This is a genomic window from Chitinophaga sp. CF118, from assembly GCF_900112615.1.
Lineage (GTDB): Bacteria > Bacteroidota > Bacteroidia > Chitinophagales > Chitinophagaceae > Chitinophaga.
Map to the genome: position 1 here is coordinate 756,624 of NZ_FOMK01000002.1, position 25,322 is coordinate 781,945.

The 25,322-nt window shown below is 42.3% G+C and carries 26 protein-coding genes and 1 pseudogene; 14 read left to right on the plus strand and 13 right to left on the minus strand.

Features of this window, described 5'->3' with window-relative positions:
- Positions 1–11: 11 nt before the first annotated feature.
- The 3 genes from BM176_RS11235 to BM176_RS32740 all read right to left on the minus strand — a co-directional run bounded on the left by BM176_RS11235 (position 12) and on the right by BM176_RS32740 (position 1,484).
- Positions 12–899, minus strand: coding sequence for a DMT family transporter (locus BM176_RS11235; RefSeq protein ID WP_090102883.1), 888 nt, complete (start codon positions 897–899; stop codon positions 12–14).
- A 63-nt stretch (positions 900–962) separates the two neighbouring features.
- Complete coding sequence (locus tag BM176_RS32735) at positions 963–1,187, minus strand: GNAT family N-acetyltransferase (RefSeq protein ID WP_218162183.1); 225 nt, start codon at positions 1,185–1,187, stop codon at positions 963–965.
- Positions 1,188–1,190: 3 nt separating this feature from the next.
- The gene (locus BM176_RS32740) at positions 1,191–1,484 is read right to left on the minus strand and encodes a hypothetical protein (RefSeq protein WP_218162184.1); all 294 of its coding nucleotides are present in this window, start codon (positions 1,482–1,484) and stop codon (positions 1,191–1,193) included.
- A gap of 106 nt (positions 1,485–1,590) precedes the next feature.
- On the opposite strand from BM176_RS32740, the gene BM176_RS11245 reads away from it, so the two are divergent.
- On the plus strand, positions 1,591–2,457 hold the full coding sequence (locus tag BM176_RS11245) for a LysR substrate-binding domain-containing protein (RefSeq protein WP_090102885.1): 867 nt from the start codon (positions 1,591–1,593) through the stop codon (positions 2,455–2,457).
- Between the two features lie 679 nt (positions 2,458–3,136).
- A pseudogene (locus BM176_RS11255) lies at positions 3,137–3,619 on the plus strand (hypothetical protein); the annotation flags it as partial.
- 280 nt (positions 3,620–3,899) lie between these two features.
- Here the strand turns inward: BM176_RS11255 and pepE are convergent.
- The 5 genes from pepE to BM176_RS11280 all read right to left on the minus strand — a co-directional run bounded on the left by pepE (position 3,900) and on the right by BM176_RS11280 (position 8,015).
- Positions 3,900–4,604 carry a dipeptidase PepE gene (pepE, locus tag BM176_RS11260; protein WP_090102890.1) on the minus strand — a complete coding sequence of 235 codons (705 nt, stop codon included), beginning with the start codon at positions 4,602–4,604 and terminating at the stop codon, positions 3,900–3,902.
- A gap of 23 nt (positions 4,605–4,627) precedes the next feature.
- On the minus strand, positions 4,628–4,936 hold the full coding sequence (locus tag BM176_RS11265) for a DUF3817 domain-containing protein (RefSeq protein WP_090102892.1): 309 nt from the start codon (positions 4,934–4,936) through the stop codon (positions 4,628–4,630).
- Between the two features lie 53 nt (positions 4,937–4,989).
- Positions 4,990–5,859: a helix-turn-helix domain-containing protein gene (locus tag BM176_RS11270; protein ID WP_090102894.1), complete on the minus strand. Its 870-nt coding sequence runs from the start codon at positions 5,857–5,859 to the stop codon at positions 4,990–4,992.
- A gap of 215 nt (positions 5,860–6,074) precedes the next feature.
- Positions 6,075–7,397, minus strand: coding sequence for a DNA recombination protein RmuC (rmuC, locus tag BM176_RS11275; protein WP_090102896.1), 1,323 nt, complete (start codon positions 7,395–7,397; stop codon positions 6,075–6,077).
- A gap of 12 nt (positions 7,398–7,409) precedes the next feature.
- Complete coding sequence (locus BM176_RS11280; protein WP_255373492.1) at positions 7,410–8,015, minus strand: DNA-3-methyladenine glycosylase; 606 nt, start codon at positions 8,013–8,015, stop codon at positions 7,410–7,412.
- 128 nt (positions 8,016–8,143) lie between these two features.
- On the opposite strand from BM176_RS11280, the gene BM176_RS11285 reads away from it, so the two are divergent.
- From BM176_RS11285 to BM176_RS11295, 3 genes are read left to right on the plus strand one after another with little or no spacing between them, the layout of a single operon-like run.
- The gene (locus tag BM176_RS11285; RefSeq protein ID WP_177230368.1) at positions 8,144–9,541 is read left to right on the plus strand and encodes a 2Fe-2S iron-sulfur cluster-binding protein; all 1,398 of its coding nucleotides are present in this window, start codon (positions 8,144–8,146) and stop codon (positions 9,539–9,541) included.
- A complete protein-coding gene (locus tag BM176_RS11290; RefSeq protein ID WP_090102897.1) occupies positions 9,538–11,841 on the plus strand; it encodes a xanthine dehydrogenase molybdopterin binding subunit in 2,304 nt (767 codons plus the stop codon). The genes BM176_RS11285 and BM176_RS11290 overlap by 4 nt, the downstream gene beginning before the upstream one ends.
- Positions 11,804–12,760 carry an XdhC family protein gene (locus tag BM176_RS11295; RefSeq protein WP_090102899.1) on the plus strand — a complete coding sequence of 319 codons (957 nt, stop codon included), beginning with the start codon at positions 11,804–11,806 and terminating at the stop codon, positions 12,758–12,760. Before BM176_RS11290 ends, BM176_RS11295 begins: the two co-directional genes overlap by 38 nt.
- Positions 12,761–12,762: 2 nt before the next feature.
- On the opposite strand, the gene pucL is transcribed toward BM176_RS11295, so the two are convergent.
- Positions 12,763–13,608 carry a factor-independent urate hydroxylase gene (gene pucL, locus BM176_RS11300; protein ID WP_090102901.1) on the minus strand — a complete coding sequence of 282 codons (846 nt, stop codon included), beginning with the start codon at positions 13,606–13,608 and terminating at the stop codon, positions 12,763–12,765.
- A 65-nt stretch (positions 13,609–13,673) separates the two neighbouring features.
- Between pucL and allB the strand changes: the two genes are divergently transcribed.
- The 6 genes from allB to BM176_RS11330 are packed head-to-tail and all read left to right on the plus strand — an operon-like array spanning position 13,674 to position 19,218.
- Positions 13,674–15,008 carry an allantoinase AllB gene (allB, locus tag BM176_RS11305; protein ID WP_090102903.1) on the plus strand — a complete coding sequence of 445 codons (1,335 nt, stop codon included), beginning with the start codon at positions 13,674–13,676 and terminating at the stop codon, positions 15,006–15,008.
- The gene (locus BM176_RS11310; RefSeq protein WP_255373493.1) at positions 15,005–16,243 is read left to right on the plus strand and encodes a M20 family metallo-hydrolase; all 1,239 of its coding nucleotides are present in this window, start codon (positions 15,005–15,007) and stop codon (positions 16,241–16,243) included. Before allB ends, BM176_RS11310 begins: the two co-directional genes overlap by 4 nt.
- Position 16,244: 1 nt before the next feature.
- Positions 16,245–16,979, plus strand: a complete 735-nt coding sequence (allE, locus tag BM176_RS11315; protein ID WP_090102907.1) for a (S)-ureidoglycine aminohydrolase — start codon at positions 16,245–16,247, stop codon at positions 16,977–16,979.
- Positions 16,976–17,449 carry a 2-oxo-4-hydroxy-4-carboxy-5-ureidoimidazoline decarboxylase gene (uraD, locus tag BM176_RS11320; protein ID WP_090102909.1) on the plus strand — a complete coding sequence of 158 codons (474 nt, stop codon included), beginning with the start codon at positions 16,976–16,978 and terminating at the stop codon, positions 17,447–17,449. The genes allE and uraD overlap by 4 nt, the downstream gene beginning before the upstream one ends.
- A complete protein-coding gene (gene uraH, locus BM176_RS11325; protein ID WP_090102911.1) occupies positions 17,446–17,784 on the plus strand; it encodes a hydroxyisourate hydrolase in 339 nt (112 codons plus the stop codon). The genes uraD and uraH overlap by 4 nt, the downstream gene beginning before the upstream one ends.
- Positions 17,785–17,799: 15 nt before the next feature.
- Complete coding sequence (locus BM176_RS11330) at positions 17,800–19,218, plus strand: DUF6986 family protein (RefSeq protein WP_090102912.1); 1,419 nt, start codon at positions 17,800–17,802, stop codon at positions 19,216–19,218.
- A 17-nt stretch (positions 19,219–19,235) separates the two neighbouring features.
- On the opposite strand, the gene BM176_RS11335 is transcribed toward BM176_RS11330, so the two are convergent.
- A complete protein-coding gene (locus BM176_RS11335; RefSeq protein WP_090102914.1) occupies positions 19,236–20,207 on the minus strand; it encodes a terpene synthase family protein in 972 nt (323 codons plus the stop codon).
- Between the two features lie 72 nt (positions 20,208–20,279).
- Positions 20,280–21,986 (minus strand): ATP-binding response regulator, encoded by a 1,707-nt coding sequence (locus tag BM176_RS11340; RefSeq protein WP_090102916.1) that lies wholly within the window; start codon positions 21,984–21,986, stop codon positions 20,280–20,282.
- 226 nt (positions 21,987–22,212) lie between these two features.
- Here BM176_RS11340 and BM176_RS11345 point away from each other — a divergent pair, with 226 nt between their 5' ends.
- Positions 22,213–22,659: a hypothetical protein gene (locus BM176_RS11345; RefSeq protein WP_090102918.1), complete on the plus strand. Its 447-nt coding sequence runs from the start codon at positions 22,213–22,215 to the stop codon at positions 22,657–22,659.
- A gap of 58 nt (positions 22,660–22,717) precedes the next feature.
- On the opposite strand, the gene BM176_RS11350 is transcribed toward BM176_RS11345, so the two are convergent.
- Positions 22,718–23,608 carry a PfkB family carbohydrate kinase gene (locus BM176_RS11350; protein ID WP_090102921.1) on the minus strand — a complete coding sequence of 297 codons (891 nt, stop codon included), beginning with the start codon at positions 23,606–23,608 and terminating at the stop codon, positions 22,718–22,720.
- A gap of 228 nt (positions 23,609–23,836) precedes the next feature.
- On the opposite strand from BM176_RS11350, the gene BM176_RS11355 reads away from it, so the two are divergent.
- A complete protein-coding gene (locus tag BM176_RS11355; RefSeq protein WP_090103382.1) occupies positions 23,837–24,415 on the plus strand; it encodes a Crp/Fnr family transcriptional regulator in 579 nt (192 codons plus the stop codon).
- Between the two features lie 74 nt (positions 24,416–24,489).
- Entirely contained in the window at positions 24,490–24,822 is a 333-nt protein-coding gene (locus tag BM176_RS11360) for a hypothetical protein (RefSeq protein WP_090102923.1), read from the plus strand.
- A 2-nt stretch (positions 24,823–24,824) separates the two neighbouring features.
- Here BM176_RS11360 and BM176_RS11365 read toward each other — a convergent pair whose 3' ends face one another.
- Positions 24,825–25,280 (minus strand): hypothetical protein, encoded by a 456-nt coding sequence (locus tag BM176_RS11365; protein WP_090102925.1) that lies wholly within the window; start codon positions 25,278–25,280, stop codon positions 24,825–24,827.
- Positions 25,281–25,322: the final 42 nt, after the last annotated feature.

The window sequence follows — 25,322 nt, forward strand, 5'->3', positions numbered from 1 at the left end:
AATATCTACCTTTAGATGGCCTTGGCTGGTTCTTTAGCTTGCTGCGGTTTGGGTTTGACCTCTGAAATAAGCGTTCCTGCTAAAATCATTGCCCCGCCAATCAGCATTCGCCAGGTGATAATTTCGCCCAGCAGAAATACGGCAGCTATGGCGGCGAATAAAGGCTCAAACAAGTAAATGATAGCCACTTTTTCAGCGCTGATGTATCGTTGTGCTATATTAGAAACGGTGTACATGTAAGCCGTCGAAAACAATGCACAGTAGATGATACCTGTCCAGAACCCCTGCGTTTGGGGAATCCAGGTGGCGGTATTATCCATCACAGCGATACAGAGCATGATCAGTGTGCAGGTCAGGAACATAGGAACAATAGTAGGCACGATGTTTCCAGCCGCAGAGTATTTCTCAACCCTGATCATGTAAATAGAAAAACCAAATGCTCCGATTATAGTGTAAAGATCCCCAATGTTGATATAAAATCCATCTTTGATAGATATCACGAACAATCCAACCAGCGCAATTGTCGCTGCCAGCCATATTTTGAGGTCAACAGCCGTTCTATGAAAAAGCAACTTTATAATAGGGATGATGATGACACAGCTGCCGGCCACAAAAGCACATTGTGATGCAACAGTATACCTGAGGCCCAATGTCTGAAAATAGATACCAAGTGTTAATGGAACCGCCAGGGTTACGCCTTCAATGATGTTTTTCGGGGTGGTCTTTTTCACCTGCCGGCCCAGCACCACAGTCAGAACGATGGTTGCCAGCAGGAACCGATAAAGTAAAAAGGTAGACTGGGAAACAGCGCCAACAGCCATCTTGGTAACAGGAAAAGAAATGCCCCAAAAGGCTGTACCCAGTATCAATAAAACTATTAAAAGATATCTCTTATTCATATTCTATTCATTCATCTGTTGACATACTAAATAATGGCAGTTGGTCCTCCATCTGTTTAACTGCTATTTCAGTGACTTCTTTACCATGATGTCTGTTTGCTCATCGTTCCCCAGTTTGAAAATATGCTTGTCGAATGGTGAAAAACCGTTCTTTTCATAAAACCGGAGAGCGCGTGTATTCTCTTCCCACACACCCAGCCACACATACTCCAATTCTCTTTCCCGGGCGATTTGAATTGCTTTTTCATAAAGAAGCTGTCCTACCTGCTTTCCGTGCCAGGCCTGCAACACCTAGATTCGCTCGATCTCCATTGTATTGTCGCTTTGTATTTCTGTTTGTGCTGCACCGAAATTGATCTTTATATACCCGATCACCCGTTCTGCCAGCCGTGCAAAATAAAATTCAGCGCCGGCGAGCCTTAGCTCAGCTGCCAATTTCTGTTGGGAAAAACTTTCCTCCAGATATTGTTTCATATCCTGTTCACTATTATAAGGAGCAAAAGTGTCAATAAACGTTTGCCGGCTGATTTCCTGCAGCTCCGTTATTTCATTTGAGGTAACTCTGGTAATACTAATTTTTTCCATGGTGTTTATTGATCTGATAAATGCAGGGGCAAAACTAGTTAACCATTTGATGCTTAAAAATGTTAAATTGACTCATATTGATGCAAAGAATGCATCAGTTTAAGCTATGACAACGCAACAGATAGAATATTTTTTACAATTGGCTGATGAACTACACTATTGGCGCACTTCCTATAAAGTAAACATCACACAATCAGTTCTCAGCCGTCAGATTAAGGCGCTGGAAGAGGAACTGCAGGTGGAGCTTTTCAAACGGTCCAACAGGAAAGTTGAATTAACCCCGGCGGGGAGATTTCTGCAGCAGCAATTGAAGCCGCTGATGGAACAAATGAGTTCGATAATAAGGTACGGGCGAAAGATTCATCAGGGAGAGGGTGGCCGTATCGTCATTAACCATCCCGGCTCTATCAGTTACGATATGCTGCCTGACCTGCTTGGCCGGATATCAGTGGCTTTTCCCGATATTAAAGTGGAATTGATTCAATTGAAACCTACGCAGGAAATAGAGCTGCTGAAAGCATTCGAGATAGACTTGTGCTATAGCAGGCTCCGTTATAACGACGAATTTGTAATCTCAAAATTCATCAGTGAGGACAGTCTTGCGCTGGTAGTCCCTGATGCACACCCGATACTTGCAGAATCCGATATAACACCGGAAGCCCTGCAAGCCGAGCCTTTTATCTTATCGACGTTAACGGACGGCGAAACCTACCAACAAAGGATGGCGCAAATCTTCAGCCGGTACGGCATTGAACCTAATATTCGTTTTGAATCCGATTTCGGTTCCATGATACTCAGTTTGGTAGAAAAAGGATTTGGGATATCCGTTATGCCCTTTTCCTATTCACTGGCCAATCATCCCGGCGTTCGCTTTATAAAACTACCTTTTGAAGTACCATTGTATCTGCATTGGCGAAAAGACGAGGACAATGCTGTAGTCAGCAATATTTTGCAGCTTATTTCTCCCTTATGATTTCATTAGCATAGTTCAATGCCTCGCAAAGTATGCCATTTCCTGACCATTAGGATCGCGCCCCTCTCGCGAAAATTCATATTCATTATTAACTTTATGACTACACCTATTCTTCAGATTCCAAATCTTCTAATATTTTGCTTGGCTCACCATAAACTATTCAAACATTTCGAACCGAAAAGGTAAACTTCATCTTCGAGCTAATTGCCTCGAGTTCAGGCACTCCACCCGAAAATAAAAAAGGGACAAGTTATCTTATCGACTACTTGTCCCTTTCTGCGGGCTGGAGGGGACAAGTTTCGAACTTTTTCGTGGTTGATCTGGAGAAAATTTCCTTGTTGGGCCACGAGATTATTTAAACAAAATTGTAATTTAAAGGACACAATTTTTCGATTAGGTCTAGTTAAGAATATGTTTATTATATTGAAAATCAGTATATTAAACAGCTTATCCGACATGGAATTCAAAATTTCCTTGATTTTTAGTAGTTTTACTTCAAATGGATACTAATGATACCAGAAGCAAACTTAAAAATATCATTGACGGAGTTATCATTGAGGGGGCAGCAGATAATTGCACAGCAACCAGGAATATCCTATGCGCAAGCTTTAGCACAAGTACAACGGTTAAAAGAGATTTCGAAAGTAAAGCAATCACAAAAAAATAGCAGGTCGAATTCTTAAAAACCTATGCGTCGGAAAAAAATCTTTCGATAAAACAAGCCCCAAACGAATCCCAATACCTTGCCAGAGGAGGTGAATCCAAAGTTTATTTTGAAGCAGAAACTAACAGTGTAATTAAACTAAATGATGGAATTTATTATGCTACCTGGTTGGAGTTCTTTAACAGTATTGTGATTCACAATCTTCTTTTCCCCAATACAGCTTATAGTCTTCTTGGATTTATTGAAATCGAAGATACATTTTACACCGTGTTAAAACAACCGTTTGTTACATCTGACGATGCAGTTGATCTGGCCGATGTTAAAAATTTACTGGCATACAATGGTTTTGAAAATACATTAAGGAATGGACTTCCTACCAACAATTATTACAATAAAGAGTTAGGATTAATTCTCGAAGATATACATGATGAAAACGTTATCGTGAAAGCCAATACACTTTTCTTTATTGATACAGTATTCTATACAGCCTTTCAATAGAGTAAAGATTAGAGGTATTAGATAATTGTCACAATTTAAACCTACCAGACAGTAACAACACAATTTTAGATACGAATTCTTCAAATAACACTCCAGGAAATGCTATGCCAAAATCATACTGAGATGATCAACTCATACTTAGCAAAGGATGTTCTTTGAAATCGCTAAGACGGAACCATCAACTATACCGTTTGCTAAATAAGTCCCTCGAACAATAAAAGCCTCCAAATCTTTCGACTTAAAGGCTTTTAAAGCTTGCGGGCTACCAGGAACTCGAACCCTATACAAATTCAATCTCCTTACCCGGACTTAACTCATACGCTTCCTTTCCCGGCTCAAAGATCTTTGCACTTTCCGAACCTTCCAGCGTTACCCGCTCTCCTTTTACCCTGATCCAGCTTCCTTCCCGTAAACCTACTACGGCCAACGGTTGCTGTACCTGGAACTCCCTTATTCTTGTTTCCCTGGATTCTCCCATATGAGGTATACCGGGAATAGGATCCATATAATGTGGGTTAAGGTTAAAAGGAATCAATCCCATGGTATTGAAACTGGCGGGTAATACAATAGGCATATCATTGGTTGTTTGCATATTCACGCCACCGATATTACTTCCGGCACTACTGCCCAGATAGGGCTTGCCACTCTCTGCTGCAGTTCGTAATGCATCCATTAATTTCAGCGCATGCAGTTGCTGAACGAGTAAAAAAGTATTGCCTCCACCTGTAAAGAAAGCCTGCCCATTCTGAATGGCAGACAAAGGAGAATCGAATGTATGGAGACCGCGGACTTTCAAACCTATAACAGCAAATGCTTCAGCTACCCTGCTGGTGTAATCGTCATGAGATATACCACCGGGACGGGCATACGGAATAAAGATCACTTCTTCCACTCCGTTAAATAGTTCTTTTACCACCGGCAGCAGGTATTCCATATATGCCTGTCCGTGTAAAGTAGAGGTACTGGCTAAAACAACATTCTTCATGCATTAAATGTAATAATTTAAATTTATCCCGCCATCTTCGACAAGATCGTTTTATCGATATAAAAAGTACCAAAAGGTATAAAACAGGCTATCAGTACTTTCCAGGTAGTTGTACTGAATTTCCATTTGTATTCAACACCAATACTCAATGTATTGACCACAAAGAATACAAATAATAATCCGTGAATGGGTCCCATTGTTTTCACCAGTGAAGGTTCGCTGTAAGCATATTTGAGAGGCATAGCAATACATACGAGTATCAGCAGGGAAATACCTTCCAGGAAAGCAATCAGGCGTAGCCTTCCGATCTTTGTTGTAAGAAATTTAAGCATGCCGCAAAGTTCGGTTTTACGACAGCTGCCTGTTAGGACAAAAACCGCTCATTTCAGGATTTTTCAATCATCTTCCGGAAATCTGATGGAGGAATGCCTTCATATTTTTTAAAGAGACGGGTGAAATAGGACGGATCCTCAAACCCCACCTCATTCGCCACTTCCCTGATCGTGTGATCACTTTGCGTTAACAGCGCTTTCGCTTCCTGCACAATTGCTTCGTCAATCCATTTGGTGGGAGATTTTCCTGTAATTGCCTTTACCGTTTTATTCAGATGATTAGGGGTAATATTCAGTAAAGATGCATAGTCTGATACCTGGTGCAGGATTTTGATCTTTGAGAAGATCAATTCCTTAAACCTGTTGACGAGCGGTTGATTGGTAGCAGATAATGGTTGGTACGACTGTTTTACTTCCGATAACAACGTAACCAGATAAGGTTGGATCACAGCTCCATCCTGGGTATAATCAAGCAGCATCCGTCGAAAAAGATGCAATACAAACTGAGAACGTTGTACATCCAACCGGATCAACGGGTTTCCCCATACCTGCAGAAATTCAAATTTACCATGCTCCCCGGCCAGTATATCACTGTGAAAATTGCAGAAGTATCCTTTGTTCACCTGCCCCGGTTCAAATGAAAATACCTGTCCTGCAGGAACAAACAACATTTCATCTTTATGGATGGTATAACATTCACTGCCAATCTTCATAATAGCCTCTCCCTCTGTAAGATAAAGGCAACTATGCGTGGTGCCCCTGGAAGCTGGTACAGCATGGGTAACATGGCGGTACATATCTTCTACCCTTACAATGAAGAATTTCCCTATACCGGGCTTTAAAATGCTTTTAAATACAGGTTCCATAAACCTGTCTGTGAAAGCATTCGGATCGTAGATTTCGATTTCTTTCTTTGCTGACATACATAAGATTCTGTCTAAACGGCAGATAAACAGGAAGTAAATAGGAAGTAAACAGGCTCATCCTACGTTAAAAAACGAAGGATGAACGAAGGATGAGCCTATTTACTTCCTCTTTAGTTCCTGATTGTATACTTATTATATACCATATGTATAGAACAAGTCCCTTGTATGACGACTGAAACCTTGGGATATTGTCTGGATAAAGTAATTTATAATTAATCTTCCACCTCCTCCTCATCTTCCAGCAGTGCCTCTTCCACTATGACCTGGGGTAATGCTTTTTTAGCACTGATTTTCATATGTTTCATATGATGCGCCTGGCTAACCAGGTTCCCTTTACCCGTTGTCATCTTCTTTTTGGAATCCTGGAAAGCACCAGCTGCCCTGTCCAGATGAATCCCTACCTTATCAAACTCTTCTACAAAAGAAGCCAGTTTATCGTACAATTTACCGGCACGCTCCGCAATGGCCTTTGCATTCCTGTCAATACTATCTTTCTGCCACATATCGTTGACCAGTTTCATGGCCGTGATAATATTGGTAGGACTGATAAGGATAATCCGTTTTTTGTAGGCATACTGCCATAAGGCCGGATCGGTTTGCATAGCCGTGATATAGGCTGCTTCTACAGGAATGAACATCATTACAAAGTCCAGACTGTCTGTTACATCCTGGTAACTTTTGCCACTTAATCCGTCTATATGTGTTTTAATGGAACGCACCAGCAATGCCAGCTGCTGTTCCTGCATTACCGGGTCGGTTGACTTATAAAAATTCTCATAGTGTACCAGCGATACTTTGGAATCTATAACGATAGTACGGCTGTCCGGGTATTTAACCAGTACATCCGGCTGGATAGTATCTCCATCATCATTAAGGGATCGCTTTTGAACAAAATAGTGGATATCTTTCTGCATACCGGTATATTCCAGGATGCTTTCCAGTATCATTTCACCCCAGTTGCCCTGGTGTTTCACAGAACCCCGGAATGCCTGGGTTAAATTATTGGCTTGTTCGGCCAGGGTCTGGTTCAGCGTCATCATATGCACCACCTGCTCCCTGAGTGAAATACGGTCGTCAGATTCCGTTTTCAGCTTTGCGCTGAACTCCTGCTTAAAAGAAGTAATATTCTCCTTTAAGGGGTCTAAAATAGCCTTTAATGAACTTTCCTGGTCTTTGCTGAATGCATTCTTTTTTTCCTCCAGGATCTGGTTCGCAAGTACTTTAAACTGGTTCTCGAATTTATGTCCGATGTTTTCTATTTCTTCCTTCTGATGATCCAGCTTTTCATTCTTATAACGCAATTGCGCTTCCAGCTGGATCTTTTCTCCTGATATCTGTTGCTGGATATTAACAGCAATTCTGAGTTCTTCCTTTATCTGTTCCAGTTGCTGTTTCTGTCCGGTTATGATCTGTTGCATATGATCTGCCTGGATTTTCAGCGAAGCATTCTCTGCCGTTTTTTGCCGCATCACCAAAAAAGCAAGGATAAAGCCAACGATGAAAGCTAGCAGGCTCACAAGAATTATTGTACCCATAAATAATGTATTTTAATTTTTTCCGCTGATGTACTTACTGCTTTTTACAATAAAACGGTAAGGCAGCAACGCGTCTTCTCCGGCATAATCAACGCCTATCCGGGGAGTGGCTGCAATATCCGAAGAAGGTGGCACAAAACCATCTGAAGCAATGATGATCTCATCGTGTAATAAAGTGCAACCGGTATGTTTAGTAGCGAGACCTAATGCCTTGGATACATTGCCGGGACCTTTTGTAAGTGTATAATCTGCTTTCTTTTTGCCGGTACGTATGAGCATATCCGAAATTCCTTCCAGCGGTTCTACCGCACGGACTAATATTGCGTGGGGAATATCCCGTTCATTGGTAACAATGTTGAACAGATGATGAATACCGTAACATAAATATACATACGCCGTACCTCCGGGATGATACATGATTTCTGTTCTTGCAGTACGGCGGCCCCCAAAAGCATGGGAGGCTTTATCCTTTACACCTGCATAGGCTTCCACTTCCACAATACGACCGGAGGTAACAATACCATCAAATTGTGTAACAATGATCTTCCCCAACAATTCACGGGCTATTTTCAAAACGTCTTTACGGTTATAAAATTCCTGATTCAGTTTTTCCATCATTCACATAAAGATAAATAACTACTCAATTACTACCTATAGTCATATAAAGCCGGGGCCGGAAAGTCATAAAAAGCTGCTTAGTTAATCTGCCCGTTTTTTGTTAACTTTAAGTAAACCTCATTGACGCATTGCTTAACCTGATTCTCAATAATGAAAGCATTGGTACCGGACTACCCAAGGGTATGCTATTACTGGATTTTATCCGGTACCATCAACATCTCACCGGCACTAAAACCGGCTGTAATGAAGGCGACTGCGGTGCCTGTACGGTATTGGTGGGAGAAATCCGCAATAACGAACTGCAATACCGCTCCTTCACTTCCTGCCTCACTCCTTTAGGAAATGTTCAGGGCAAACATGTGGTGACCATTGAAGGAGTTAATATGGAAGTATTAAATCCCGTTCAACAGGCGATGGTTGACCATTCTGCTACACAATGCGGTTTCTGTACACCTGGTTTTGTAATGTCGCTGGCTGGCTTTTGCCTGAGCAGGAAGGCTCCCGTTGTCCGGAATGCGATTGCTGCTGTGGATGGAAACATCTGCCGGTGTACCGGTTACAAGTCTATTGAACGGGCAGCAGTGGCAGTGACCAAATTACTGCAGGACAGAAATGGTACAGAGCCACTGCAGTTTGCAGTGGAACAAGGCATCCTGCCCGCTTATTTTACGGGAATAAAAGAAAGATTGAACCTGCTGGTAGCTCTTAACGGGGAACATGCTTTTGAGAATGCGGGAGAAATACCTGTTGAGGTAAGGTTTGCAGCTGGAGGTACAGATCTGTATGTACAGCAACCGGAAGAGATGCAGTTATCTGCTATTCATTTTTTACTCGATCAGAAAAAGGATATTACCAAACAAGGAAACCGCTGTGTACTTGAACCTGCTGTGACAGTAACCGATCTGCTGGAGTCTGCTGTGATGCGGGCCTATTTCCCGCAAATGGCAAATTATGTAAAACGGGTATCCTCTACTCCTATCAGGAATATGGCTACCATAGCCGGTAATTTTATTAATGCATCTCCTATTGGTGACTTTACCATCTTCTTTCTCGCACTAAATGCAATGCTGGAATTTAATACCGGCAGAACATTACTGCTCAGCGATCTTTATCTCGGTTATAAAAAACTGGATAAAAGTCCGGATGAATATATCCGGAACATCTCGTTCGAACTCCCCGGCTCTGCTACCTTATTTAATTTCGAAAAAGTATGTAAACGTACGCACCTGGATATTGCCAGCGTGAATACCGCTATCAGCATTACTACACAGGAAGATACTATCACTTCAGTCCTTATTTCCGCAGGTGGCGTAGCGCCTGTTCCATTATTGTTAAAGGCAGTAGCGGAATACCTGACCGGGAAAACGGTCAGCGAAAAAGTTGTACTGGAAGCGATAGAGATAGCGCAAACAGAAATATCCCCGATGAGTGACACACGTGGAAGTGCCGAATATAAAAGGCTGCTGTTAGGTCAACTGATAAAAGCTCATTTCATCACCCTTTTCCCCTGGCTGCACCTGGTATGAAAAACATTGACTCACATACACACGTAAACGGTCAATCCGTTTACCTGGACGATATTCCGCTCATTCACGGCACCTTGTTTGGCGCGGCGTACGGCTCACCAATAGCACATGGTATCATTACCGCACTGGAACTGGAAGATGCATTGCAGGTACCAGGTGTAGTACGGATCTTCACCTATAAAGATATCCCTGGCGAAAACCAGATAGGCGGCATTATTCCCGATGAACCGTTACTCGCAGAACATCATGTACATTTTTGCGGAATGCCCGTGGCATTTGTTGTGGCCCATACACTGGAAGCCGCCAGAGCTGCGGTTCACAAAATCAAGATGATCATCGATCCCCTGCCGGTGATCACAGATCCCAGGGAGGCACAGGCCAAAGGTGAACTGATCATTCCTCCACGCACATTCACAATGGGAAATACTACACAGGCATGGCAACAATGTACCTCCGTTTTTGAAGGCAGTGTAGACATCAACGGACAGGAACATCTCTATATAGAAACACAGGGTGCTTATGTTGTTCCGCAGGAGCATAACGCGTTGCGTATTCACTCTTCCACACAAGGCCCTACCGCTGTACAACGTACTGTGTCTAAAGTACTGGGGCTCCCCATGCATCAGTTGGAGGTAGTCGTAACCCGCCTGGGTGGCGGATTCGGAGGCAAAGAGGATCAGGCTAATATGTGGGCTGCTTTATGTGCGCTTGCGGCCTGGCATTTAAAAAGGCCTGTGAAATATGCTTTACACAGGATGGAAGATATGGTTATGACCGGCAAACGGCATCCTTATGCTGCCGATTTCAAAATAGGACTGGATGCATCCCTGAAAATTATAGCATACGAAGTAACATTCTATCAGAATGCGGGCGCCTCTGCCGATCTGTCTCCGGCAGTTATGGCACGTACCTTATTTCATTGTACTAATAGTTATTTCATTCCCCATGTAAAAGCCACGGCTTATTCCTGCCGGACCAACCTTCCTCCCAATACAGCCTTCAGGGGCTTTGGCGGTCCGCAGGGCATGTTTGTGATAGAAGCCGCTATTGCGCTGGCTGCAGAAAAATTACAACTTGATGCTTGTTCTATCCAGAAAGCAAACCTCATCCAATCGGGAGAAGCATTTCCTTATGGACAGGTGGTACAAAGTGAAGCGGCTAACTGCTGGGAAAAGATGGAAACACTATATGATACAGCAGCCATGCGGGAGGCCGTGAAAGCCTTTAATAAAAGTAACCATCAATATAAAAAAGGTATTGCATTTATGCCCGTATGTTTCGGGATCTCGTTTACCAATACTTTAATGAACAATGCCAGGGCATTGGTACATGTGTATACTGATGGCAGCGTAGGCATCAGTACCGGTGCTATAGAAATGGGTCAGGGTGTGAATACAAAAATAGTACAGGTAGCCGCCCGGATATTTTCTATCCCAACAGATAAAATAAAGATCAACCCTACCAATACATATAATATTGCCAATACCTCCCCTTCTGCCGCCAGTGCTACTGCCGACATGAATGGCAAGGCTACGTTAATAGCGTGTACAGCTATTGCTGCACGGTTAAAACAAGTAGCTGCAACCGTATTCGGCACTACCAATATTATATTCGAAAACGAACAGGTGCTGGCCAATGGTGAAAGCACTGGCTGGGACTGGAAAAAACTCGTCCATGAAGCTTATATACAAAGGGTAAGTCTCTCCGAACATTCACATTATGCTACCCCTGAAATCCATTACGATATCAATAAAGAAAAGGGACACCCCTTCGCCTATCATGTATTTGGTACGGCTATACTGGAAGTGACGGTCGACTGCCTGCGCGGAACTTATGTAACTGATGCTGTAAAAGTGGTGCATGATTTTGGTGCCAGTATGAATACGGATATTGACCGCGGACAAATTGAGGGAGGTATTGTGCAGGGTATCGGATGGATGACTATGGAAGAGGTAGTATATGATAAAGAAGGACGACTGCGCTCAAATGCATTATCCACTTACAAGGTGCCGGATATTTATGCAGTACCAAAAGAACTGCTGATAGAAGCACTGCAAACCCGGCAGGACAATCTTGCCATCTTCGGCTCAAAGGCTGTTGGCGAGCCTCCCCTGATGTATGGGATAGGCATCTGGTTTGCCTTGCGGAATGCAATCAGCGCATTCAGTCCATCTGCAAACATCCCTTTTACAACTCCTATGACACCGGAAAAAGTACTAATGGCATTACATTCAAAAAAGGCAACGGGAGATATTCATCAACATGCAGAAAAAGCTAGCTACCTGGGAATTAATCACTAAAAGCCTGCAACAGCACATACCTGTTATGCTGCTTTATGTGTTACAAAGCCATGGCAGCAGTCCGGGCAGGCAGGGCTTTGCAATGGCAGTAGCCATAAATGGTGAAATGGAAGGTTCCATTGGTGGAGGCATTATGGAACATAAGTTTGTGGAAATGGCGAAAGCCTTATTACAACATCGTCATACACCACCCTCTCTCCGTCAGCAGGTACACGACAAAAGCAGCAGTCATCAGAGTGGTATGATCTGCTCTGGCGATCAAACCATCTTCCTCTACCAGGTGCAACCAACAGATCTTCATACTATAAAAAATATTATGCAGGCACAGCATGGAGCATTACAACTTTCTCCTGCTGGTATCAGCTTTATGCAAACGCCCATCTCCCGGGATAGTTTTTATTTTATAATGCAATCAGAAGAAGACTGGTGCTACCAGGAATTGCTGGGTTATCAGCACAAACTGTATATTATAGGAGGTGGACATTGTTCACTGGCATTATCCAGAATCATGCGCATGATGGATTTTTATATCCATGTATTTGATAACCGCCCGGACCTCCACACCATGCAACAAAACCATGATGCACATGAAAAAACAGTGCTGAATGATTATGAGGAATTGCAGAACCTCATTCCTGCCGGTCTTCAGCATTATGTGGTAATCATGACCCTGGGTTACAGAACAGATGATATTGCACTGAGAAGTTTGATGGATAAAAAATTCGGATACCTGGGTGTACTGGGTAGCCAGGCCAAGATTCATAAAATGTTTACGGATTACAGCGCAGCTGGAATTCCCCAGGAAATGCTGTCCAGGCTGCATGCTCCGGTGGGCATCCAGATAAAAAGCCAGACACCGGAAGAAATTGCGGTGAGTATAGCCGCAGAAATTATACAGGTAAAAAATGTGGTGTTTTAATACTACTCCCTTGTAATAGTACCTTTAATCAACCCATACGGCTCATCCGTAGCAATAAAGATTTCATTTTTATTGATCAGTCCAAACTGTTCCAGGTTAAATGGAATGTGATGTTTATTAGGCATCTCCAGGCTAATCTCTTTTACTATACTATGTTCCGCCAGCACTGCTTCCCCCATCGCATACAGGGTTTGCTGCACCGACAGGCTTTTATGGAATGCAAATGTTTTTAAAAGGGTGTTCCGGATAGCCGTTGCGCAAGCTGTAAAATCCTGCCCGTTTGTATCATAAAGCCAGCTGGCCTCGCATTGTGTAGCAAGGATCCTGTCGTCTGTTTCCTTTAAACTGGTAAAGGCATCCCTGATAAAACTTTCAAATCCGGAATCTGCCGTTTTCAGGATCAGCAGATCTTTTACACCAGACCATACACGTAAGTCATCTGCATTATGCACGATCCGTGCTGTGTTCTTTGCCGGACCATTGCCCATGAAGGCATGCGGATGCTGATTATCATCAAAAGACAACCGGGTATAACTGTGCTCTGTAATATCTATCGTAACCTGTCGTATCTGCGGATTATGAGACATAAAATGATCGGACAGGTAAATACCGAACGATTCTATGGAAGAGTTAAAGTGTTCCCTGGCCAATGCATAAACGGTGTTCTTCTGAGTGTCTGTGGCCAGAATCTTTTTATTATCGCCTTCGGTATATGCCGTTATAAAATCTCCTTCCAGTGATATATTGACTGAGATCTGTTTAAATTCATGGTAATCCTTATGACGGATTACTTTGGACAAATTCACTGCATTTTTGCCGTAAGAGTTCCGGGTTAATTTTGCGCTCATCTACAAGGGGTTTGTTTACTAGTAAAGTACAAATTAATTGCCTATTTTTAATAAGAATCAATTGTATGTTTGACCTGGCCATAAAAGGAAATAAAATACTTACCCCTGATGGAATCAGGAAAACCATTGTTATTATTAAAGATGGTCTGATCCTGGACCTTGTTAATGACCTTCCGGCAGATGCAAATGTGATAGATATTAAGGACAAAATACTGATGCCCGGTATTACTGATCCACACGTACATATCAATGAACCCGGCAGAACCAGCTGGGAAGGCTTTGAAACGGCTACCATGTCTGCACTGGCAGGAGGTATTACCACACTGGTAGATATGCCGTTAAATTCGTCGCCCGTTACCACCACCGTAAATGCGCTGGAGGAAAAGTTACTCTCGGCAACCAATAAACTCTATACCAACTGCGGATTCTGGGGAGGTATTGTTCCGGGTAATGATAAAGAAATAACCGGATTGATCCGTAGTGGTGTACTGGGGTTCAAAGTCTTTCTCACTCATTCCGGTATTGACGATTTCCCTGCAACCCCAGGTTATGAGCTGAAAAAAGTAATGCCTGTAATTGCAAAACATAAACTGCCTTTACTGGTGCACTGTGAAATATCCACACAGGTAATACCTCCACCAGTGAGTGATGTACGTTCTTACCCCGCATATCTTGCTTCCCGTCCGCGGCAATGGGAGAATGAAGCCATTTCATTGATGATCCGGTTATGTGAAGCGTATAACTGCCCGGTACACATTGTACATCTATCCTCTTCCGATGCTATCGGGCAGATATTGAGGGCAAAAATCAGGGGCCTACCACTGACGGTTGAGACGGCTCCCCATTATTTATATTTTAATGCAGAAGATATTCCGGATGGTCAAACACAATTCAAATGTGCACCTCCTATCCGGGAAAGAGCCAATAATAATCTCCTTTGGGAAGCATTGCAGGCTGGTATCATAGACTTTGTTGCCACAGACCACTCTCCCGCCCCACCGGAACTGAAACTACTGGAAAGCGGGAATTTAACTAAAGCCTGGGGAGGTATTGCGTCCTTACAACTGGCACTACCCATATTATGGACGGCTGCCAGGAAAAGGGGTATTACGCTTGAACAGATTGGAAGCTGGCTGTGCGAAAAACCAACACAACTGACAGGCACATATCAGCGAAAAGGCAGGATAGCGCCAGGCTATGATGCAGACCTGGTAATATGGGATGCAGAAAAACAGTTTACAGTCACCGCAGAAGGATTATATCACAAACATAAAGTTACCCCTTACCTGAATGAAACATTATACGGTGTAGTAGAGCAAACCTATTTGCAGGGTGTTAAGGTATTTGATAACGGTACATTTTCACATCCACCGGCGGGAAAAATCATCAGCAGATTATGAGTTATCTACAAAGAGCTGAAGGGGTACTGCATAGAATCCAGGCACTGGCTGCCATCAGTGATGATGCGCATGGAATTACACGTACATTCGGATCCGCCGCATTTATGGCTGGCAGCAAACAAGTATTGCACTGGATGCAGGAAGCCGGTTTGCAGGTGCGGGTAGATAATATTGGCAACGTACGGGGCCGATGGAACTGTGGTGATATAAAGGCAAAGACATTTGTAATTGCATCGCATATAGACACTGTAATCAATGCGGGGGCATTTGATGGCCCCCTGGGTGTACTGGCAGCACTCGATATCGTAACACATCTTTTACAGTCAGCACAGCCTGTTCCTTTCAACATAGAAGTTATTGCATTTAGTGATGAAGAAGGTGTCCGTTTTCATACTACCTTCCTTGGAAGTAAAACAGTTACCGGTTCATTTGATCATCACTTGCATGATAAAAAAGATGCAGCAGGCATAACACTGAAAGAGGTGATCGGTACAATGGGGGGTAATACCACTGAATTATATCAGGATGTTATTCCTCCGGCAAGCTGGCAGGGATATTTTGAGATTCATATAGAGCAGGGACCTGTATTATACGATCGCAATATTCCCGTTGCCGTAGTACATGCCATTGCAGGGCAGCAAAGAATCATGGTAACCATCAAAGGGATGGCTGGCCATGCAGGCACGGTGCCGATGGATAAACGGCAGGATGCCTTGTGTGGTGCTGCCGCCTTCATCCTTGCAGTGGAACAATGGGCATTGCAGCATAAAGATGCTATCGTTGCCACCGTGGGCTATTTGCAGGTGATGAATGCCGCCAGTAATGTTATTCCCGGCGAGGTTACTCTTAGTCTTGATCTCCGGAGTGCCAATGAAAACATGCTGCACAATGCACATACAGCCTTATATACAATAGGTGTTGAACTTTGTAAAGAACGGCAGCTTATCTTTGAATGGCAAACTATTCAGCAAACAAAACCGGTCGATTGTGATCCTTTCATGAGCGGGTTATTAGAGCAGTCCATTACCGAAGCCGGGTATGATGCCATCCGGCTGGTAAGTGGTGCAGGGCATGATGCCGTACCCGTTTCAGATGTATCACCGGTATGTATGCTGTTTGTAAAATGCTATAAAGGAATCAGTCATCATCCGCAGGAAAATGTACTGTTAGAAGATATAGCTGCAGCACTGAAAGTATCAGATCAATTTATGCTTCACCTTATCAAACAACCCTAATATGGAAATATCAGCACTCACAAGATCTGTTGTAAAAAATAATCACGCTGTGATTTGTCCGGATGGATACGTAAACAGTATTGTACCAGGATGGCTGCATTGTAAAGTAACCGTTATCATTAATGAACAGATGGGTGCCCGCTTCTGCCAAACGTTGATTACACTCAATGAAAAAAGCCGTCTCACAGGCGTAACAGCAGCCTCCCAGATCTTCTTTTATGTGATCCAGGGACAATGCACAGTCAATGAAAAGGTACTCAGTGCCGGGCAATATGTTTATATTCCTGTAGGGAAAGAATATATAATTAATAATGCTGCTGAAGATACGCAACTGCTCAGCTTTCATAAAGTATATGAAGAGCTGCCCGGATACCATATTCCTCCCGTTCTTTATGGAGATGCAGCTACTGTAACAGGCGCTCCTTTCCTTGGGGATCCCGCATTACGTTTACAAACGTTACTGCCTGATGAACTGGAGTTTGATATGGCCGTAAATATTTTCACGTATGATCCCGGCGGGCATCTTCCATTTGTAGAAACACATATTATGGAGCATGGATTAATTTATCTGCAGGGGCAGGGCGTATACATGCTGGATCATCAGTGGTACCCCATTAAAAAAGGAGATGCTATCTGGATGGCACCATATTGCCAGCAGTGGTTCACCGCTATGGGAAAAGAACCTGCCGTGTACATCTATTACAAAAATGTAAACCGCTTTCCTACCAGTATATGAAATTAAATGAGCTGTCATTATCCGCTTTAGAGGAAGCACTCAGTAAATGCTGTGGCGCCACTGCCTGGGTAAAAAAGATGCTGACTATTTTCCCTGTCAAAGATGAAGACAGCCTGTTAGCTGCCGCTACCCGCTACTGGCACGAGTGCTCGCCGGCCGACTGGCTCGAAGCATTTGATCATCATCCAAAAATTGGTGGTCAAACAACCAGTAAATGGGCAGCACAAGAACAGTCTTCCGTAGCACATACAACTCCATCCGTATTGCAGGCGTTAGCAACAGGAAACCAGCTTTACCAGGAGAAATTCGGTTATATCTTCATTGTTTGCGCTACCGGAAAACCAGCGGAAGAAATGCTCTCCCTGCTGAATGAAAGACTAACACACACACCATCGGCAGAAATTAAAATTGCGATGGAAGAACAGGATAAAATCACCCGGATAAGATTAAAAAAACTATTAGCCTCATGAGTCAGATCACAACACATATACTGGATATCGCACGTGGAATACCCGCACAGGGAGTTCCCGTTATATTATACAGGCAACACGATGATTACTGGGATGTTGTAGCCGCCAATACCACTAATAAAGAAGGACGGATCAAAGAGTTTCCGGATCAGAACGGAAAATTAGAACCCGGTAATTATAAGTTAAAATTTGAGACAAAAGAATATTTTGAACGGAATGATACAACCTCTTTTTTCCCATTCGTAGAAGTTGTATTTACCGTAAGTGAAGGTAAACATTATCATGTGCCTTTGCTGCTCAGTCCATTCGGATACTCCACTTACAGAGGGTCATGATCTAAAAAAAAACATATGCAGTTCTCTATAACAGACCATGAAAAAACAACTTTACTGGATACACTGAAATCGGCCAATCTTAAATTCCAGCAAACATATCCCGGCGATAAGCCGGACCGTCAGCCGGTGCATACCGTATATGGAGGTGCCAACCTGTTCAAAGCCGATACCTGTAAAAAGATGGGTGAGATAGCTCTGCAACATCTGCATACGAACGCGCCAAATTTTGTCGTATTCGCAAAAGCATTACAGTTGGAAGGAGCAGCATCACTCCCCGATACGGCAGCCGGAATAGCCGCCCTTACACAGGGGTTGAAAAAGTCATCTCCTCACTGGTTGTTCCAGGCGGTGTACAATAAGATCATTCGTAAACTGCAAACAGAACCTGTAGAAGATTTCCGTATTGATTTTGAAGACGGATTCGGTAACCGGCCGGATGAGGAAGAAGATGCTACCGCCATCACTGCCGCTAAAGAGCTGGCACTTGGCATGCAACACAACACCATTTCTCCATTCATAGGAATCCGGATCAAACCCTTTACTGAAGATCTGAAATACCGGAGTGTGCGTACACTCGACCTCTTTCTGACCACCCTGCTGGAACAAACACATGGCAAACTACCCGCTAATTTTGTGGTGATGCTGCCTAAAGTTACTATACCAGAGCAGGTAACCACACTCGTCCGCCTGTTCGAGCTTTTTGAAAAAACACACCAGCTGGTACCAGGCAGCCTGCAAATGGAAACTATGGTAGAAGCCACACAGATCATTATGGACGAAGAAGGGCGTAACCCGCTGATGAGAATCATCAGGGCCAGTGAAGGGAGATGTATAGCGGCACATTTCGGCACCTATGACTATACCGCATCCTGTGGTATTACTGCCAGGTATCAGACCATGGCACATCCTGTTTGCGACTTCGCTCATCATATGACCAAAGTCGCATTGGGAGGTACCGGCATCTTTTTGTCTGATGGCGCTACCAATGTGATACCTGTGGGTCCTCATAAAGGAGAGCATTTAACCTTTGAACAACAGGCGGAGAACAGGGAAAGTATTTATCATGCGTGGCGCACGGGCTTCCATCATACCACCCATTCGCTCATTAACGGATTTTACCAGGGCTGGGACCTTAATCCGGCACAATTGCCCATGCGCTACGCCGCTACATATCATTTCTTTTTAAGTAATTATGAAGATGCTGTATTCAGACTGAAAACCTTCGTTGAAAGAGCTGCCATCTCCACACTTACCAGGGACATCTTTGATGATGCTGCCACCGGACAAGGGCTGCTAAATTTCTTCATTAAAGCAATCAATTGTGGTGCAATATCAGAAGAAGAAGTTCTGGTAACAGGCTTAACGATAAAAGAAGTCCGGAGCCGGTCGTTCTATCGGATTATAGAAGGCAGAAGAGAACAACACCCTCATTAAGCTGACTATTGTATTGTTCAACTGGTTGTCTTAAAGCTCCCTGTTTCAGGGTGTCCACCTTTTTTGTAACGCATGGTATCCTTCTGGTACCACTGGTTCTGCCCCTGAACCATGATGCCCAGATAATGTACAAACTGCTCCACGGAAGCATTATGACGGCCAAAGTCTGGCATCTGTTTACCCATTTCAACAATACATGCCACATCATTATCGTGGATTATCAATGCCTGTGCATTTGCATCTTCCAGGGAAAGATCATACTTATGTTGTAATACAAGAACCAGGTTGAGTGGTTCACGGCCAACATCCTTCAGCAAAGAATAGAAATCATTGCACCATGCAAAGACTCTTGCTGCCAGCCGGTACAGTTCCTGCATATAATCGCTGTACATAACTTCGTCCGGCAGGATATTATCCAGCTGCATTTCTATCAGATCCAGGTAAGCCTGCACTCCGATTGTTCTTTCCCGTAAGTCCATAAAGTAATCCAGATCGGGAAAATGCATCACTCCTTTAAAGGGTATTTCTTCCTGCATACTGTCTATCCACACCAGCACATTCCGGGTAAATCTCCGCACCCAATATGCCGGCATCAGGTGATAGAGCACATCCCGGATATCTGCCAGGATCCCGAAAAAAGGGGCATCATCTGTATGTAATGCGCTACCTTCCAGAATATCGATTGCACGGGAATGCAGGGCTTTCAATTCTGCCAGGTCACTGAATTCATAAAAATCGTCGAAGATCGTTCCCCATAACATAAACCGCGCAGCCACCTGTAAATGAGTATAGCTACGCATCTCCGGCAAACAGCGGGCACTGATTTTGCCGAAATTACTCAGCTGGTATTTCAACCGCATTTTCTCTGGTAAAAAATTGAAATCCTCTTCCAGCCATTTGATAGTATCTGCCGCAATGGCTTCTGACCAGGGGCTGATCAGAGATGGGAAGGTGTAAACCGGCAGCGGTAACAAGGATAAGTTGTTCATATAAAAAGTAATTTGATTCCGTAAAAGTTACGGAACCAACCTTACTTAATAAAAGTCACACCATATATCCTGCTAGATCCGGATTGTAAATGCTTTTAGAATGTTACACTTTAAATCACTAAGGGTATAGGGTTTCTGGAGGAACAGCAATGCACCTGCTGCTGCAGCCTCTTCGCGTAGAACATTAGAGTTTTCAGACGATGCAACAATAATCAGTACATCTGGCAAAAGTTCGTAATGCCTTATTTCTCTGACTACTTCAAGCCCATTTCTGTCGGGCAACTGAACATCTATCAGGATCAGGTCCGGAAGAAAATGTATTGCTTTCTGAATACCATCTTCTGCATTACAGGCCATTACAACGTCTGTACATCCCAGCATTTCAAAACATTGACAACCATATTCCAGTGTCATAGGGTCATCATCCACTAATAAAACAGATTTACCAGCTAACAGGGACGAATACTGTAAGATATCTGATTTTTTATGCAGATCAACACTGTCCGGCGACAATGATTCATGAAAAACAACTGGGATCTCAACCGTAAAACTGGTTCCTTTTCCCTCCTGACTTTCAACACTGATTTTTCCGTCAAGGAAATCCACATATCGTTTTGTCAGTACCATTCCTACACCATATCCCTGTATTAATTCATTTTTTTCCGACACATACAAGCCATTGTCAAAAATAGTAGATAACCTCTTCCGGTCAATCCCTTTTCCAAAATCAACAACCTGGAAAATCAGAAATGATCCGGATATGTTCATGTTCACATTCACTTCTACCAGGGAATCGTTATAACTGAACTTAATCGCATTTAACAAAATATTACTGAGGATGGTGATCAGTTTATTTTTATCTGATACAAATATTTCGGGCACATTCTCATTCACATCCACTTTAATACCGATCCCCTTCTTCAGCGAAAGCGGTGCATATGTATTAATGATTTCTTTCAGTAAAATCCTTGTTTCGATCGCTTCTTTTTCATGATTATCATATTTACCGGCCTCAATCTTTGATAGATTCAATCCTGCTTTAACAATATCAGACATCGTGCGTGCAGCAATCCCGATAGTATGCAGGTCATTCATATTGACGGTCACGGTATCTGAAGATTGATGCATGTATTTATTGACAGTTGTCATCATTGCTTCCAGCGACTTATTAATTTCATGGTTTGTTTCACGAAGAAAACTCGTTTTGTTTTCACTGGCACGCTGGTTTTGTTGTACAAAGAAAAGAACAGCAATACATGTTATAATAAATATAATTCCATCGGCCAGCCATTTGATGAGTTCATGCTGCGCATTGGTAAACATCCAGGGAGTAACGATATGAAAATAATCATTGAGATTAATAAGGGTCATGGAGATAAATGCTACTAATAATCCCATTCCCCGGATTCGCTGATCTCTGAAAATAAAAACGGCAGTAATAGCCAGGGAAATAAAAAGCATTTTAATGGAGATACCCTGCCCAAGTAAAATACCAAAGTACACGGCGGCCAGGTTTTGTGTAATCAGCATACACAAGGCACTCAGAAAGTAATGTTTTTTATAGTTGAGGTACAGGCTTAACATAAACGCCGCCGCTTCCAGAAAGCCCGGCCACATGATAGGCTGATGTGTAATAGCGGTAAGCAAAGGGGCTAATATAACAGCACTGATACCAGTTATGAAACTAAGGCTATTTACCAGGCGGATACCACGTCTTGTATCAGAAGGAACATCAGGAGTAATACCTAATTCGACTATGCCTTTTAAAAAAATTCTCATGTTACAGGGTTATAGTTATCAACAACAGTTGCAGAAAGGGAAGTCGATTCATACGTTTTGGTTATACAAAATTATTCTGCCAAGGGTTTTGGATCACAGTGTTATTGTTGTAGTTGTAGTTAGTATCGTGGAATTAATCTGCTAAACAGGTTAACTCAAATCCAAGTTACATTCTTTTTATGTCATAATATTGTCTAAATTAGTTGTCACCTATACCAATAGACCAATGGAACTTAGAAATCCTCCACGAAGTAGTATTTTAATCCCTGCTATTTTCGGTAGTATCTTCACAATTACTTTTGTATTTTTTATTGCCAGAGAGTGGATGGTAACCGGAGTTATCATTACGCTTTTTGTATATGTGTTGGTTATATTGGCGCCATTACTTACTACGTATACAGTTGTTGCTCGTATTAATAATGATCAGCTGGAGATTGAATATATAAAGGGGTATAAAAAGAAATATATGACACTGCATATTGCAGATGTTACACTTAGCCTGACAAAGAGAAGGTATCGCAAAAACAGAGAGACTGTTTATGTACTATATGCTTATGAACATAGTAAGTTCCGGCACAATATCAGCAGTAATGAAGGGTATACAATGGCAGAATTTGCTGCATTTATTCAACATTTTACATTAGTGAAGGAGCGTTTGAGTACAAAAAACTAAAGGAGTTAGGCTGACCCAGAGATCAGCTTAACTCCTTTATAATATAAATCATTGATATTTAACGTAACACTCTCTTGTCGCTACTAGCTCCCCAGAAATTCAGTACATCTTCCCTGGTACCTGTAAATGGTCCTGAAGCATTTACTTTCAGTCCGGCCATAGCGGAGGCAAATTCACCTGCCTGCTGTGGACCAGCACCTTTATGACGCTCACATAAGTAACCAGCCATATAGGTATCACCACAACCAGTGGTATCGGCAAAGTTACCGGGAATGTAAGGAGGAATACTGTAGAAAACATTGTCTTTCAGGATCACGGATCCCATGCTTCCCAGTGTAACTACCACTTCTTTTACACCCCATTCGGCCAGGATTTTTGCGCCTGTACTTACATCCTTTACGCCAGTAAGCACTTCCAGCTCATATTCATTGGCCTTCAGAATATCCACATATTTCAGTGCTTCTTTCTTGGCGGGCCAGTCAACCGGGAGTACCTGCTCATTCTGCACAGTTCTAAGATATCCCTGTGCATCCAGAGAAACGATTCCTTTACCAGCAAGGAGTTTGATTACATCTACAGGAATATCTTCTGCCAGCAATGGCCCCAGATGATATATAGCTGCATCAATATTCTGTAATTGCTGAACGGTAATAGGATCTGCCGTTTGAGATACTCTCTGGGTACGGTCTTCCAGGTTTTCTGTGTAGCGGTTTTCGAAGTATACAGTATTTTTGCTTGGCACGACGCTTATGTCAATCCCATTCTTACGCAATTCATCTACAATGTACATTTCTTTTTTCGCCAGTGAAGTCACCAACATATAACTTACATCCATATTACGGATGGCATTTGAGAAATAGAAGGAAGTACCTCCAGCCATCTTAACAACCGTGCGGGTCGTAATAACCGTGTCTAATGTAATATGCCCTATACAACAAATGTCAAACATGCTCAATGTGTTTAGCTTTAAGTGTGCCAGTTAAAATCTTTAAAATCTGAATCTGTTGTAGGTAGGTAATGCAAATATAATAAATTATGTGATTATGAAGAAGGAAAAATATAAAAAGCTGATAATAAAAGAGATAGGCTTAAAATTATAGTTAATCAGTATACCCCTGGGTCATATTGTATAAAAATCATGTATTTTGGAAAAGCTTATCTTAAAATCATAAGCTTTATGCATACAACCCTTATTCAGATTATAGAAACCATGATCCGTCTCGATGAGTCGGAAAAAGAATTTATATCGTCCCTTTTTACAGCCAAACATTACCTAAAAGGGGAATATTTCTTACAGGAAGGGCAGGTCTGCAAAACTGTGGGCTTTATTGAACAAGGCCTGATACGTTATTATTCCACTGGGGAAATGGGGGATGAACTAATATATGATTTTGGAAAAGAAAATGATTTTACCTGTAATTATGAAAGTTTTCTGGATCATTCCCCTTCCAGCAAAAACATTCAGTGTATTGAAGACAGTACTATCCTCTCCATGTCGTACGATAACCTGCAACTACTCTATGAGCATGTAAAAGAAGGCCAGAAATTCGGCAGGCTGGCTTGTGAGCAACTTTACGTGCAGGCGATAAAGAAAGTCACCTCTTTATATACAGATCAACCAGAACAACGCTACCTGCTTTTCACAGCAACTTATCCTGATCTTCTTCAACGTATTCCACAGTACTATATATCTTCTTTTGTTGGGGTGAAACCTCCTTCTTTAAGCCGTATCCGCAAAAGATTATCCTCTCAGTAGATTTATTAACCCAGGTGAATGAATATTTTTTTTGCTCCTCCTAGCTTTGCATCATCACCTTAAATCAAAAAACAATGATCCTATTTAACATTCTCCTCCTCATTCATTTTATTACCTTTATTGGATATCTGGCCATACTCTTTCTTTTATGGCCTAAGCATACAGAGGTATTGAGAGATAAAAAAGGCATGATACTGGGAATTATTATCCTGCTTACCGGAATAGGGCTTGCGATCCTGAAATACCCACATATCAACTATTTCAAAGTTGTTCCCAAGATTACCATTTTTGTGGCGATTGCCATTATTAACGGCATATATGATAATAAACCGTTCACGAAGACCGCTTATTATACATTACTGGGGTTAACATTACTTGCCGCTTGTATTGCTGTGGTAAAGGTTTAATCCTATTTTACCTTTACATACTTCTCAATGATCACTCTTTCAATACCCGCAGCTTCTACCTTTTCAATACCCTGCTGGACTAAAGTATCATTACTTACAGTCACGGTAAAAGTAAAGGCTTTCCCTTCCCAGTTTTTATCCTTATAATAATCAAGATGTTCTATATATTGATTCCCTGTCAATGTGTAGCTACCACCACCTGCATCAAAATTATTTATGGAATCGGTTGTTAAGCTGTGCTTTAAAAATGAAAAGTGGGTATCATTAATTATTTTGATCATGCTTTGATCTTTGGTATAATCAGTGAAAGAAGTATCTCCTTTCGTAATTGTTGTTCCGGATATTAATTGCCAGGTTCCATTTAAATGAACGGTTGGCTGATCATCTTTCACTGATTTAACATTACATGATAAAATAAAGACGGCGGCTGAGAATAAGGCTACAATTTTAAATTTCATATCGAGGATTTGAATCTTAAATATATTACAAATATTTTATTG

What these genes read in the sequence shown, in the direction of transcription:
- pepE (WP_090102890.1), bottom strand. Translation starts at nt 4,604, where the DNA reads ATGAAGAATGTTGTTTTAGCCAGTACCTCTACTTTACACGGACAGGCA.
- BM176_RS11330 (WP_090102912.1), top strand. Translation starts at nt 17,800, where the DNA reads ATGCAGTTCTCTATAACAGACCATGAAAAAACAACTTTACTGGATACA.
- BM176_RS11365 (WP_090102925.1), bottom strand. Translation starts at nt 25,280, where the DNA reads ATGAAATTTAAAATTGTAGCCTTATTCTCAGCCGCCGTCTTTATTTTA.
- allE (WP_090102907.1), top strand. Translation starts at nt 16,245, where the DNA reads ATGGAAATATCAGCACTCACAAGATCTGTTGTAAAAAATAATCACGCT.
- BM176_RS11290 (WP_090102897.1), top strand. Translation starts at nt 9,538, where the DNA reads ATGAAAAACATTGACTCACATACACACGTAAACGGTCAATCCGTTTAC.
- BM176_RS11295 (WP_090102899.1), top strand. Translation starts at nt 11,804, where the DNA reads ATGCAGAAAAAGCTAGCTACCTGGGAATTAATCACTAAAAGCCTGCAA.
- allB (WP_090102903.1), top strand. Translation starts at nt 13,674, where the DNA reads ATGTTTGACCTGGCCATAAAAGGAAATAAAATACTTACCCCTGATGGA.
- BM176_RS11360 (WP_090102923.1), top strand. Translation starts at nt 24,490, where the DNA reads ATGATCCTATTTAACATTCTCCTCCTCATTCATTTTATTACCTTTATT.
- BM176_RS11355 (WP_090103382.1), top strand. Translation starts at nt 23,837, where the DNA reads ATGCATACAACCCTTATTCAGATTATAGAAACCATGATCCGTCTCGAT.
- BM176_RS11335 (WP_090102914.1), bottom strand. Translation starts at nt 20,207, where the DNA reads ATGAACAACTTATCCTTGTTACCGCTGCCGGTTTACACCTTCCCATCT.
- BM176_RS11270 (WP_090102894.1), bottom strand. Translation starts at nt 5,859, where the DNA reads ATGTCAGCAAAGAAAGAAATCGAAATCTACGATCCGAATGCTTTCACA.
- BM176_RS11280 (WP_255373492.1), bottom strand. Translation starts at nt 8,015, where the DNA reads ATGATGGAAAAACTGAATCAGGAATTTTATAACCGTAAAGACGTTTTG.
- BM176_RS11265 (WP_090102892.1), bottom strand. Translation starts at nt 4,936, where the DNA reads ATGCTTAAATTTCTTACAACAAAGATCGGAAGGCTACGCCTGATTGCT.
- BM176_RS32740 (WP_218162184.1), bottom strand. Translation starts at nt 1,484, where the DNA reads ATGGAAAAAATTAGTATTACCAGAGTTACCTCAAATGAAATAACGGAG.
- BM176_RS11350 (WP_090102921.1), bottom strand. Translation starts at nt 23,608, where the DNA reads ATGTTTGACATTTGTTGTATAGGGCATATTACATTAGACACGGTTATT.
- uraD (WP_090102909.1), top strand. Translation starts at nt 16,976, where the DNA reads ATGAAATTAAATGAGCTGTCATTATCCGCTTTAGAGGAAGCACTCAGT.
- BM176_RS11310 (WP_255373493.1), top strand. Translation starts at nt 15,005, where the DNA reads ATGAGTTATCTACAAAGAGCTGAAGGGGTACTGCATAGAATCCAGGCA.
- BM176_RS11235 (WP_090102883.1), bottom strand. Translation starts at nt 899, where the DNA reads ATGAATAAGAGATATCTTTTAATAGTTTTATTGATACTGGGTACAGCC.
- BM176_RS11345 (WP_090102918.1), top strand. Translation starts at nt 22,213, where the DNA reads ATGGAACTTAGAAATCCTCCACGAAGTAGTATTTTAATCCCTGCTATT.
- pucL (WP_090102901.1), bottom strand. Translation starts at nt 13,608, where the DNA reads ATGAGCGCAAAATTAACCCGGAACTCTTACGGCAAAAATGCAGTGAAT.
- BM176_RS11245 (WP_090102885.1), top strand. Translation starts at nt 1,591, where the DNA reads ATGACAACGCAACAGATAGAATATTTTTTACAATTGGCTGATGAACTA.
- BM176_RS11340 (WP_090102916.1), bottom strand. Translation starts at nt 21,986, where the DNA reads ATGAGAATTTTTTTAAAAGGCATAGTCGAATTAGGTATTACTCCTGAT.
- uraH (WP_090102911.1), top strand. Translation starts at nt 17,446, where the DNA reads ATGAGTCAGATCACAACACATATACTGGATATCGCACGTGGAATACCC.
- rmuC (WP_090102896.1), bottom strand. Translation starts at nt 7,397, where the DNA reads ATGGGTACAATAATTCTTGTGAGCCTGCTAGCTTTCATCGTTGGCTTT.